The following is a 12,644-nucleotide window of genomic DNA, read 5'->3' as shown; positions in this document are numbered from 1 at the left end:
GGTGGAAGCAGGCTTCGTAAGTGTAGGCGACGTTACATTTCGTGATTTAGAAGATGAGGCAATCGTTGAGTTAGTTCGAAAAGGTAATACTGACGCTCTAGAATATTTGATTCACAAATATAAGAACTTTGTTCGCGCGAAATCGAGATCTTATTTCTTAGTGGGTGCCGATCGAGAAGATATTGTTCAAGAAGGTATGATTGGATTGTTTAAAGCGATTCGTGATTATAAGGAGGACAAGCTGTCTTCGTTCAAAGCATTTGCTGAACTGTGTATCACTCGACAAATTATTACCGCTATTAAAACAGCAACCAGGCAAAAGCATATTCCGTTAAATTCATATGTGTCTTTAGATAAACCGATTTATGACGAGGAATCTGATCGGACATTATTAGATGTTATTTCGGAAGCGAAGGTAACTGATCCTGAAGAAATGATTATAAGTCAGGAAGAATATACAGACATAGAATCTAAAATATCTGAATTATTAAGCGATTTAGAAAGAAAGGTGCTTTCTTTATATCTAGACGGCCGTTCTTATCAAGAGATTTCGGAACAGTTAAATAGACATGTGAAATCTATTGATAACGCTTTACAGAGGGTGAAGCGGAAATTAGAACGATATATGGAAATGAGAGAGAGTACCACTTTAAATTCATAACAAGTACTACAGGTGTAAAAAATCACCTGTTTTCTTTTTGTAGGGAGTACAAAAGGCATGACATTGACATTGTCTTTTATTGTATGATACATTTTTAGGGACATAATGTTACAAGGTTGGTGTAACTAATGAGGAAAAAAGTTGTACTCTCATGTGAAGAGTGTAAAAATCGAAACTACTCTACGATGAAAGATACGAGCTCAGTAGAGCGACTTGAAATAAAGAAATTTTGTAAAACATGCAATCAGCATACAGTTCACAAGGAAACAAAATAAATAATTGAAATAATACACTGGAGGTCCCGTAGATGCGTTTAACGAACTTTTTCGGCGATGTAGGTCGCGAAATGAAAAAAGTAAGTTGGCCTAAAAAAGATGAATTACTCCGTTCAACAGCGACTGTTATCGCTACAGTTGTCTTCTTTGCGATTTTCTTCGCAGTTGTTGATATGGGCATTTCTTCTTTAATTCGGTTAATTCTTGGTTAATTCTTGAATAAGAAGCACTTATCCATGATATAATGTTATTTATAAGAACTGTGTAAAAGCCCGGTGAACGGGTTTTTTCATTTGCGCAAAAAAATGTACGTCAGGGAGGGAAGGACGCTCGTCCTAAATGAATGGAAAAAAGTTGGTATGTTGTCCATACTTATTCTGGATATGAAAATAAAGTAAAAGCAAACCTAGAGAAACGTGTAGAATCAATGGGTATGCAAGATAAAATTTTCCGTGTTGTTGTCCCGGAAGAAGTAGAAGTAGAAATGAAAAATGGTAAAGAAAAATTAATGAAAAGAAAAGTGTTCCCAGGTTATGTATTAGTAGAATTAATCATGACTGATGACTCTTGGTATGTTGTACGTAACACGCCAGGTGTAACTGGGTTCGTTGGTTCTTCTGGTTCTGGATCTAAACCATCACCTCTATTAGAAGAGGAAGTTGTTACCATTATGAAACATATGGGAATGGACAACGAGGTGGTTGATTTCGACTTTGAACTTCATGAGACAGTACGTGTAAATGAGGGACCATTCGCAGATTATACAGGTGCTATCGAAGAAATTGATGTGGAGAAGAAGAAGGTTAGCGTGCTTGTGGACATGTTTGGTCGCGAGACTCCAGTTGAACTTGACTTCCATCAAATTGAAAAATTATAAAATGAAACTTGAAATGAATTGTAAAAAGTGATAATATCTTTTAAGTCAGTACGTCTTCGTTATCGGAGACGTTTTTTGAAAGATTTTATCCTTAGAGATAAAATATGACGTGGGAGGGCAAATCACTGTCCAATTGACCACATCACGGACTTAAGGAGGTGTGTCTCGTGGCTAAAAAGGTAATTAAAATGGTAAAGCTTCAAATTCCTGCAGGTAAAGCTAACCCAGCTCCACCAGTTGGTCCAGCATTAGGACAAGCAGGTGTTAACATCATGGGCTTCTGTAAAGAGTTTAACGCTCGTACAGCAGATCAAGCTGGTCTTATCATCCCTGTTGAAATTACGGTATTTGAGGACCGTTCATTCACTTTCATTACTAAAACTCCTCCTGCTGCTGTTCTTCTTAAGAAAGTAGCTGGTATTGAGTCTGGTTCTGGTGAACCAAACCGTAATAAAGTGGCAACTGTTAAGCGTGATAAAGTACGCGAAATCGCTGAAACTAAAATGCCTGACCTAAACGCTGCTAGCGTAGAAGCTGCAATGCGTATGGTTGAAGGTACTGCACGCAGTATGGGCATCGTTATCGAAGACTAATTCGATTTGTTTTTTAAAAAAGGTTGCGGGTCTGGAATTCCAATTCGCAACCTTTATTATCGTAAATGATTATCGTTTTTAAATAAATGGGTGGCGCGCATCCTCAGGTTATACCTGAAAATAAGCGTAAACGTGGGAGGTTATTCCGCTAAAACCACATTCGAGGAGGAAATAAAAATGGCTAAAAGAGGTAAAAAGTACGTAGAAGCTGCAAAGCTTGTTGATCGTGCAGCTGCTTACTCTGCAACAGAAGCAGTAGAATTAGTAAAGAAAACAAACACAGCTAAATTTGATGCAACTGTAGAAGCTGCATTCCGTTTAGGTGTTGACCCTAAGAAAGCTGACCAACAAATCCGTGGTGCAGTTGTTCTTCCACACGGTACTGGTAAAGTACAACGTGTATTAGTGTTCGCTAAAGGTGAAAAAGCTAAAGAAGCTGAAGCTGCTGGAGCTGACTTCGTAGGCGATGCTGATTACATCGGTAAAATCCAACAAGGTTGGTTCGATTTCGATGTAGTAGTAGCAACTCCTGACATGATGGGTGAAGTTGGTAAACTTGGTCGCGTATTAGGACCTAAAGGTTTAATGCCAAACCCTAAAACTGGAACAGTTACTTTCGATGTAACTAAAGCTGTTAACGAAATCAAAGCTGGTAAAGTTGAATACCGCGTTGATAAAGCTGGTAACATCCACGTTCCAATCGGTAAAGTATCTTTCGAAGATGCTAAATTAGTAGAAAACTTCAGAACAATCGCTGACACTTTACAAAAAGTTAAGCCAGCTGCTGCAAAAGGTACTTACATGAAGAACGTAACAGTTGCTTCTACAATGGGACCTGGCGTACGTGTAGACGTTTCTACATTAGCGTAAATTTTGGAAGTTGACTTCATAAAGAAGTTTTAATATAATCATTTATGTTGTGAATTTAATTAGTGTACCGTAGACAGTAGGTGTCAATAGACTTAATTTCCTACCTAGGTGTTAATATACGAAGCGGAATTTTTTTCTGTGACTATATGCCTCCATGTCTACAAGTTGGGCATGGAGGTTTTTAGTGCACTTTCGGTACATCTTCTATATAATCTACAGGAGGTGTAATAACATGAGCAAAGTAATCGAAACTAAACAACAAGTTGTAACTGAAATCGCGGACAAACTTCGCGCTAGTAAATCTACAATCGTTGTTGACTACCGTGGTTTAACAGTTTCTGAAGCAACAGAATTACGTAAGCAATTACGTGAAGCTGGCGTTGAGTTCAAAGTTTACAAAAACTCTCTAACTCGTCGTGCTGCAGAATCTGCTGAAATGGCTGAGTTAAATGAATTCTTAACAGGACCAAACGCAATCGCGTTCAGTAACGAGGATGTAGTTGCTCCTGCGAAAGTATTAAACGACTTCGCTAAAGATCATGAAGCTTTAGAAATTAAAGCAGGCGTAATCGAAGGTAAACTTGTAACACTTGATGAGGTTAAAGCTATCGCTACTCTTCCATCACGTGAAGGCTTACTTTCTATGCTTCTTAGCGTTCTTCAAGCTCCAATCCGTAACCTTGCACTTGCTACTAAAGCAGTTGCAGACCAAAAGGAAGAGCAAGGCGCTTAATTTTTTAAAAGATAATTACGTATTATCGATAAAACAATACAAACCTATTTAAGGGAGGATATTTACAATGACTAAAGAACAAATCATTGAAGCAGTTAAATCTATGACTGTATTAGAACTTAACGACTTAGTAAAAGCTATCGAGGAAGAATTCGGCGTAACTGCTGCTGCTCCTGTAGCTGTTGCTGGTGGCGCTGGAGAAGCTGCTGCTGAGAAAACTGAATTTGATGTGGAACTAACTAGCGCTGGTGCACAAAAAATCAAAGTTATCAAAGTTGTTCGTGAAATCACTGGTCTTGGCTTAAAAGAAGCTAAAGAATTAGTTGACAACACTCCAAAAGTAATCAAAGAAGCTGCTGCTAAAGAAGAAGCTGAAGAAATCAAAGCTAAACTTGAAGAAGTTGGCGCTGCTGTAGAAGTTAAGTAATTAACTTTTGATGCTTTAAAAAAAGCTCGCTCTCATGCGAGCTTTTTTTTTAACTGTAAAGAAAAGAGGTGGCCATATGGCAGACCATTATTTTTCTAACGACCCTTCTAGTAAAAGTGATCGTAAGCGATGGGAATTTACGCTTCGTGGATCTCAATTTACTTTCTTATCTGACCGTGGGGTGTTCTCGAAAAACGAAGTGGACTTTGGTTCTCGTCTTTTAATTGAAGCGTTTCAAGTGCCAGATATTAAAGGTGACATATTAGACGTAGGTTGTGGGTATGGACCAATTGGTTTATCGTTGGCGAAAGAGTTTCAAGACCGTAAAGTTCACATGGTGGATGTGAATGAAAGGGCACTTGAGCTTGCGAAAGAAAATGCCGCTAACAATAGAATTGGAAATGTGCACATTTTTCAAAGTAGCGTCTATGAAAATGTAGATGGTATGTATGCTGCTATTCTATCTAATCCTCCAATTCGTGCAGGTAAAGATATCGTGCATGAGATTTTAGAAAAAGCTGTAGAACATTTAGTTCCAGGTGGGGAGTTGTGGATTGTTATTCAAAAGAAACAAGGTGCACCATCTGCGCTGAAGAAACTAGAAGAAGTATTTTCTGAAGTCGAAGTTGTAGAAAAGAAAAAAGGATATTATATCATAAAATCAAAAAAACGTTGACGGTTATTTTTGGCTATGTTAACATTATACAATGCCAATATATGATTTTCTGCGTTGAGAAAGATGTATATTTTTGTTTCTCTTGGAAAAGATAGTAAAATCAGCAGATTATGAAACAGAATGATGGTTTTCTTATAGAAGCCATTTTTCTTTTTTGAACAGGTAGAAAGACTCAACGTATTTATCTTTAAGAGAAAAAGACTACGCTAAATAGCAGTAGTTGTATTTATTTGTGATTTTGCACAAATTTTTTTGTGCATTTATAATACTCATGATTTGAGGGGTGAAGCAGTTGACAGGTCAACTAGTTCAATACGGACGCCACCGCCAACGAAGAAGTTATGCCCGTATTAGTGAAGTATTAGAGTTACCAAATCTTATCGAAATTCAAACCTCTTCTTATCAGTGGTTTCTTGATGAGGGTTTGCGAGAAATGTTCCAAGACATTTCTCCGATTGAAGACTTTACGGGAAATCTATCGCTTGAATTTATCGACTACAGCTTAGGTGAACCTAAATACTCTGTAGACGAATGCAAAGAGCGTGATGTGACGTATGCAGCACCACTTCGTGTAAAAGTGCGTCTAATCAACAAGGAAACTGGTGAAGTAAAAGAACAAGATGTGTTCATGGGAGATTTCCCACTCATGACAGAGACTGGAACATTCGTAATTAACGGTGCAGAACGTGTTATCGTTTCCCAGTTAGTTCGCTCTCCAAGCGTATACTATAGTGGCAAAGTGGATAAAAACGGAAAACGTGGTTTTACTGCTACTGTAATTCCAAACCGCGGAGCTTGGTTAGAGTATGAGACAGATGCTAAGGATGTTGTATATGTGCGTATTGACCGTACGCGTAAACTTCCTGTAACTGTTTTGTTACGCGCATTAGGGTTTGGCTCTGATCAAGAAATCACCGAGCTTTTAGGTGATAACGAATACTTAAGCAACACATTGGAAAAAGACAACACAGATAGCACAGAAAAAGCATTGCTTGAAATTTATGAGCGTCTACGTCCTGGTGAACCACCAACAGTAGAAAATGCTAAGAGCTTACTTGTGTCTCGTTTCTTTGATCCAAAGCGCTACGATTTAGCAAATGTAGGTCGCTACAAGATCAACAAAAAGTTACACATTAAAAACAGATTGTTTAATCAACGTTTAGCTGAAACATTAGTGGATCCAGAAACTGGTGAAATTTTAGCGGCAGAAGGAACAATCTTAGATCGTCGTACACTTGATCGCATTTTACCTTACTTAGAGAAAAACATTGGATTCAAAACAGCGAAACCAATGGGTGGAGTGGTAGAAGGCGATGTTGAGCTGCAATCTATTAAGATTTATGCTCCTGAGTCAGAAGGCGAGCGCGTAATTAACGTAATTGGTAATGCAAATATTACTCGCGATGTAAAACACATCACACCAGGTGATATCCTTGCTTCTATCAGTTACTTCTTCAACCTACTATATAAAGTAGGGGATACAGATGATATCGACCACTTAGGAAACCGTCGTCTGCGTTCTGTTGGAGAACTATTACAAAATCAATTCCGTATCGGTCTTTCTCGTATGGAACGTGTTGTTCGTGAGAGAATGTCGATCCAAGATACAAATGCAATTACACCACAGGCATTAATTAATATTCGTCCTGTTATTGCATCTATTAAAGAGTTCTTCGGAAGTTCTCAGTTATCTCAGTTCATGGACCAAACAAATCCGTTAGCAGAGTTAACTCACAAACGAAGATTATCTGCATTAGGACCTGGTGGTTTAACGCGTGAGCGCGCAGGCTTTGAAGTACGTGACGTTCACTACTCTCACTATGGTCGTATGTGTCCGATTGAAACACCAGAGGGACCAAACATCGGTTTGATTAACTCATTATCTTCGTTCGCGAAAGTAAATGAGTTTGGTTTCATTGAAACACCATACCGTCGTGTTGACCCAGAAACTGGTCTTGTAACAGGGCATGTTGATTATTTAACAGCAGATGAAGAAGATAATTATGTTGTAGCCCAAGCGAATATGAAATTATCTGAAGAAGGAGAATTCCTTGATGAAGATATCGTAGCTCGTTTCCGCGGTGAAAACATTGTCACAAATAAAGAACGCATCGACTACATGGATGTATCACCAAAACAAGTAGTGTCGGCAGCGACAGCTTGTATTCCGTTCTTAGAAAACGATGACTCTAACCGCGCACTTATGGGAGCGAACATGCAACGTCAGGCGGTTCCGTTAATGAATCCGGAATCTCCGATTGTAGGTACAGGTATGGAGTACGTATCAGCAAAAGACTCAGGTGCTGCAGTAATCTGTAAACACCCTGGTGTTGTTGAACGCGTAGAAGCACGTGAAGTTTGGGTACGTCGCTATGTAGAAGTTGACGGTCAAACAGTAAAAGGCGACTTAGATCGCTACAAAATGCAAAAATTCATTCGTTCTAACCAAGGAACTTGCTACAACCAACGTCCAATCGTAAGTGTTGGAAATGAAGTTGTAAAAGGTGAAATCCTTGCGGATGGTCCTTCTATGGAATTAGGTGAACTAGCACTTGGACGTAACGTGCTTGTTGGCTTCATGACTTGGGACGGTTATAACTACGAGGATGCGATCATTATGAGTGAGCGCCTTGTAAAAGATGATGTGTACACTTCTATTCATATTGAAGAATATGAGTCAGAAGCTCGTGATACGAAGCTTGGACCAGAAGAAATCACACGTGATATTCCAAACGTTGGGGAAGATGCATTACGCAACCTTGACGAGCGCGGTATCATTCGCGTTGGTGCGGAAGTAAAAGATGGAGATTTACTTGTTGGTAAAGTAACACCTAAAGGTGTAACAGAATTAACAGCTGAAGAACGTCTATTACATGCTATCTTTGGAGAAAAAGCGCGTGAAGTACGTGATACATCACTACGTGTACCACACGGTGGTGGCGGTATTATCTTAGACGTAAAAGTATTCAACCGTGAAGATGGCGACGAATTGCCACCAGGCGTGAATCAACTTGTGCGTGCATATATCGTTCAAAAACGTAAAATTTCTGAAGGTGACAAGATGGCCGGACGTCACGGTAACAAAGGTGTTATCTCTCGTATTTTACCAGAAGAAGATATGCCTTACTTACCAGACGGTACGCCAATCGATATCATGTTAAACCCATTAGGGGTACCATCTCGTATGAATATCGGTCAGGTATTAGAGCTTCATCTTGGTATGGCAGCAAGATACCTTGGCATTCACATTGCAACACCAGTATTCGATGGTGCTCGTGAGGAAGATGTTTGGGGCACAATTGAAGAAGCTGGTATGGCAAATGACGCGAAAACAATCCTGTATGACGGACGTACTGGTGAACCATTCGATAACCGTGTATCTGTTGGTGTCATGTATATGATCAAACTTGCGCACATGGTTGACGATAAACTTCATGCTCGTTCTACTGGACCATACTCACTTGTAACGCAGCAGCCTCTTGGAGGTAAAGCTCAGTTCGGTGGACAGCGTTTCGGTGAGATGGAGGTTTGGGCACTTGAAGCTTATGGTGCTGCTTATACTCTTCAAGAAATCTTAACAGTGAAGTCTGATGATGTTGTTGGACGTGTTAAGACGTATGAAGCAATTGTTAAAGGCGAAAATGTTCCAGAGCCAGGCGTTCCTGAATCATTCAAAGTATTGATTAAAGAGCTGCAAAGTTTAGGTATGGACGTTAAAATGATGTCTAGCGACGATACAGAAATTGAAATGCGTGATACGGAAGATGACGATGATCATCAATCAGCAGACAAATTGAATGTCGAAGTTGAGACAACTAAGGAATAATTGGGATAACCTGTAGACTAAAAGGGAGGTAGGCCCCTTGATAGATGTAAATAACTTTGAATATATGAAGATTGGACTTGCTTCACCTGACAAGATTCGTTCTTGGTCATACGGTGAAGTTAAGAAACCAGAAACAATTAACTATCGTACGTTAAAGCCTGAAAAAGATGGCTTGTTCTGTGAGCGCATTTTCGGACCACAAAAGGACTGGGAATGTCATTGCGGAAAATACAAACGTGTACGTTATAAAGGTGTAGTTTGTGATCGATGTGGCGTTGAAGTAACGCGTGCGAAAGTGCGTCGTGAACGTATGGGTCATATCGAATTAGCTGCTCCTGTATCTCATATTTGGTATTTCAAAGGTATCCCGAGCCGCATGGGACTTGTCTTAGACATGTCCCCTCGCGCGCTTGAAGAAGTAATTTATTTCGCTTCTTATGTTGTAACAGAAAGTGGAGATACACCACTTGATAAGAAGCAATTACTTTCTGAAAAAGAATACCGTGCATATCGTGATCGATATGGTAGCACATTCCAAGCTGCTATGGGTGCAGAAGCGATTAAAAAGCTATTACAAGACATCGATTTAGATAAAGAAGTAGACTTCTTAAAAGAAGAATTAAAAACAGCACAAGGACAACGCCGTACTCGTGCTATTAAACGTCTAGAAGTATTAGAAGCATTCCGTAACTCTGGAAATGAGCCATCTTGGATGATCTTAGATGTTCTACCAGTAATCCCACCAGAACTACGCCCAATGGTACAGTTAGATGGTGGACGTTTTGCTACTTCTGACTTAAACGACTTATACCGTCGTGTAATTAACCGTAATAACCGTTTAAAACGTCTATTGGACTTAGGTGCACCAAGCATTATCGTTCAGAACGAAAAACGTATGTTACAAGAAGCTGTAGACGCATTAATCGATAATGGTCGTCGTGGCCGTCCAGTTACTGGACCAGGTAACCGTCCATTAAAATCACTATCTCACATGCTTAAAGGTAAACAAGGACGCTTCCGTCAAAACTTATTAGGTAAACGTGTTGACTACTCTGGTCGTTCTGTAATCGTTGTAGGACCGAACTTAAAGATGTACCAATGTGGATTACCAAAAGAGATGGCGCTTGAACTGTTCAAACCTTTCGTAATGAAAGAGTTAGTTGAAAAAGGATTAGCACACAACATTAAGAGTGCGAAACGTAAAATCGAGCGTGTACAACCTGAAGTTTGGGACGTTTTAGAATCTGTGATTAAAGAACATCCAGTACTTCTAAACCGCGCACCAACACTTCACCGTCTTGGTATTCAGGCGTTTGAACCTACATTAGTAGAAGGTCGCGCAATCCGTCTTCACCCACTTGTATGTACTGCATACAACGCGGACTTTGACGGTGACCAAATGGCCGTTCACGTACCTTTATCATCAGAAGCACAAGCAGAAGCTCGTCTTCTTATGTTAGCGGCACAAAACATCTTGAACCCGAAAGACGGTAAACCAGTTGTTACTCCATCTCAGGATATGGTATTAGGTAACTACTACTTAACACTTGAGCGTGAAGGCGCAATCGGTGAAGGTATGGTCTTCAAAGATGCGAACGAGGCATTACTTGCATACCAAAATGGATATGTACATCTTCATACACGTGTTGCAGTAGCTGCAAGCGCAGTAAACAACGCAACATTTACTGAAGAGCAAAAGAGTATGCTTCTATTAACAACAGTTGGTAAATTAATATTTAACGAAATCTTACCAGAGTCGTTCCCTTATATTAATGAACCAACAAATTCAAACCTTGAAAAAGAAACACCAGCGAAATATTTCGTTGAAAAAGGTGCGAACATTAAAGAGATTATTGCTAGTCGCGAAGAAGTGGCGCCATTCAGCAAGAAAATCCTTGGTAACATCATTGCGGAAGTGTTTAAACGTTTCAAAATTACAGAAACGTCTCGCATGCTTGACCGTATGAAAAACTTAGGATTCAAGTACTCTACAAAAGCTGGTATTACAGTTGGGGTATCTGACATTCTTGTATTAGGTGAAAAAGATGAAATTCTCCACGAAGCACAAGCAAAAGTAGATAATGTAATTAAACAATTCCGTCGCGGTTTAATCACGGAAGAAGAACGTTACGATCGTGTTATCTCTATTTGGAGTAATGCAAAAGATGTTATCCAAGGAAAACTGATGAAATCCTTGAATAAACGCAACCCAATCTTCATGATGAGTGATTCCGGTGCCCGTGGTAACGCATCGAACTTTACTCAGCTTGCTGGTATGCGTGGTCTGATGGCCAATCCATCTGGTCGTATCATCGAACTTCCAATCAAATCAAGTTTCCGTGAAGGTTTAACAGTACTTGAGTACTTCATCTCTACGCATGGTGCGCGTAAAGGTCTTGCCGATACAGCACTGAAAACTGCCGATTCTGGTTACTTAACACGTCGTCTTGTTGACGTTGCACAAGATGTAATCGTTCGTGAAGATGATTGTGGAACAGATCGCGGTTTATTAATTGGTGCGATTAAAGAGGGTAATGAAGTTATCGAGTCATTATATGATCGTCTTGTTGGACGTTTTGCAAGAAAAACTGTAAAACATCCTGAAACAGGTGAAGTATTAGTTGCTGAAAATCAATTAATTACTGAAGATATTGCTCATATTGTTGAAAATTCGGGTGTTGAAACTGTAAACATTCGTTCAGCGTTCACGTGTAACACTCGCCACGGTGTATGTAAGAAGTGTTACGGTCGTAACTTAGCAACTGGAACAGACGTAGAGGTAGGGGAAGCGGTAGGTATTATCGCAGCTCAATCTATCGGTGAGCCAGGTACACAGTTAACGATGCGTACGTTCCATACAGGTGGGGTTGCCGGAGATGATATCACTCAAGGTTTACCTCGTATCCAAGAGATCTTCGAAGCTCGTAATCCGAAAGGTCAGGCAGTTATCAGTGAAATCGACGGTGTTATCGCAGCGATCAACGATGTTAAAGATCGCCAAGAAGTAGTTGTACAGGGTGAAGTTGAAACTCGTACGTATGCTATTCCTTACGGTGCTCGTCTGAAAGTAATTCCAGGACAGCAAATTAGCCACGGTAAAGAGTTAACAGAAGGTTCTATTGATCCGAAAGAATTACTAAAAGTAACGGACATTACGGCAGTTCAAGAATACTTATTACGTGAAGTTCAAAAAGTATACCGTATGCAAGGGGTAGAAATTGGTGACAAACACGTAGAAGTAATGGTACGCCAAATGTTACGTAAAGTTCGTGTAAGTGATGCAGGTGAAACAGATGTATTACCAGGAACATTACTAGATATCCATCAGTTTACTGATGCCAATGCGAAGGTGTTACTACAAGGTAAACAACCAGCAACAGCTAGACCTGTTCTACTTGGTATTACAAAAGCTTCACTTGAAACAGATTCATTCTTATCTGCAGCATCGTTCCAAGAAACAACTCGTGTCTTAACTGATGCAGCAATTAAGGGTAAACGTGATGAGCTTCTAGGATTGAAAGAAAATGTTATTATCGGTAAACTTGTTCCTGCTGGAACAGGCATGAATCGTTATCGCAAAGTGGATCTTGTTAAAACAACACAAGATGACATGAATGTAGAAAACGATGAAGTTTATGTGGAACAGTAAAATTTTCCGTCGTAAATTTTGTATAAAAACAGTTAATCCTAGTTGACATTGTATGAG

The 12,644-nt window shown here is 39.7% G+C and carries 11 protein-coding genes and 1 other annotated feature; all 11 genes read left to right on the top strand.

Annotation, left to right across the window (positions count from 1 at the left end):
• Nucleotide 1 precedes the first annotated feature (1 nt).
• On the top strand, nucleotides 2–661 hold the full coding sequence (locus ACTFSI_RS26220; RefSeq protein WP_000387198.1) for an RNA polymerase sporulation sigma factor SigH: 660 nt from the start codon (nucleotides 2–4) through the stop codon (nucleotides 659–661).
• 128 nt (nucleotides 662–789) lie between these two features.
• Nucleotides 790–936, top strand: coding sequence for a 50S ribosomal protein L33 (gene rpmG / locus ACTFSI_RS26215; protein WP_002070160.1), 147 nt, complete (start codon nucleotides 790–792; stop codon nucleotides 934–936).
• A 32-nt stretch (nucleotides 937–968) separates the two neighbouring features.
• Nucleotides 969–1,148, top strand: a complete 180-nt coding sequence (secE, locus tag ACTFSI_RS26210; protein WP_001241321.1) for a preprotein translocase subunit SecE — start codon at nucleotides 969–971, stop codon at nucleotides 1,146–1,148.
• A gap of 131 nt (nucleotides 1,149–1,279) precedes the next feature.
• Complete coding sequence (gene nusG / locus ACTFSI_RS26205) at nucleotides 1,280–1,813, top strand: transcription termination/antitermination protein NusG (RefSeq protein ID WP_000415794.1); 534 nt, start codon at nucleotides 1,280–1,282, stop codon at nucleotides 1,811–1,813.
• Nucleotides 1,814–1,980: 167 nt separating this feature from the next.
• The gene (gene rplK, locus ACTFSI_RS26200) at nucleotides 1,981–2,406 is read left to right on the top strand and encodes a 50S ribosomal protein L11 (RefSeq protein ID WP_001085872.1); all 426 of its coding nucleotides are present in this window, start codon (nucleotides 1,981–1,983) and stop codon (nucleotides 2,404–2,406) included.
• A 177-nt stretch (nucleotides 2,407–2,583) separates the two neighbouring features.
• Nucleotides 2,584–3,276, top strand: coding sequence for a 50S ribosomal protein L1 (gene rplA / locus ACTFSI_RS26195; RefSeq protein WP_002020168.1), 693 nt, complete (start codon nucleotides 2,584–2,586; stop codon nucleotides 3,274–3,276).
• A 49-nt stretch (nucleotides 3,277–3,325) separates the two neighbouring features.
• Nucleotides 3,326–3,469: a sequence feature (ribosomal protein L10 leader region), on the top strand.
• Between the two features lie 39 nt (nucleotides 3,470–3,508).
• Nucleotides 3,509–4,009 carry a 50S ribosomal protein L10 gene (gene rplJ, locus ACTFSI_RS26190; RefSeq protein ID WP_000048716.1) on the top strand — a complete coding sequence of 167 codons (501 nt, stop codon included), beginning with the start codon at nucleotides 3,509–3,511 and terminating at the stop codon, nucleotides 4,007–4,009.
• Nucleotides 4,010–4,076: 67 nt separating this feature from the next.
• Complete coding sequence (gene rplL / locus ACTFSI_RS26185) at nucleotides 4,077–4,436, top strand: 50S ribosomal protein L7/L12 (protein ID WP_000159736.1); 360 nt, start codon at nucleotides 4,077–4,079, stop codon at nucleotides 4,434–4,436.
• A 76-nt stretch (nucleotides 4,437–4,512) separates the two neighbouring features.
• Nucleotides 4,513–5,112 carry a class I SAM-dependent methyltransferase gene (locus ACTFSI_RS26180; protein ID WP_000763282.1) on the top strand — a complete coding sequence of 200 codons (600 nt, stop codon included), beginning with the start codon at nucleotides 4,513–4,515 and terminating at the stop codon, nucleotides 5,110–5,112.
• Nucleotides 5,113–5,404: 292 nt separating this feature from the next.
• Nucleotides 5,405–8,938, top strand: coding sequence for a DNA-directed RNA polymerase subunit beta (gene rpoB / locus ACTFSI_RS26175; RefSeq protein ID WP_000147555.1), 3,534 nt, complete (start codon nucleotides 5,405–5,407; stop codon nucleotides 8,936–8,938).
• Nucleotides 8,939–8,975: 37 nt separating this feature from the next.
• The gene (gene rpoC, locus ACTFSI_RS26170) at nucleotides 8,976–12,587 is read left to right on the top strand and encodes a DNA-directed RNA polymerase subunit beta' (RefSeq protein WP_000567938.1); all 3,612 of its coding nucleotides are present in this window, start codon (nucleotides 8,976–8,978) and stop codon (nucleotides 12,585–12,587) included.
• The last annotated feature ends 57 nt before the right edge of the window (nucleotides 12,588–12,644 follow it).

The organism is Bacillus cereus group sp. MYBK101-2 (assembly GCF_051918845.1).
Taxonomy (GTDB): domain Bacteria; phylum Bacillota; class Bacilli; order Bacillales; family Bacillaceae_G; genus Bacillus_A; species Bacillus_A paranthracis.
The sequence above is the reverse complement of the archived record's forward strand: the minus strand, read 5'-3'. Positions and strand labels throughout refer to the sequence as shown.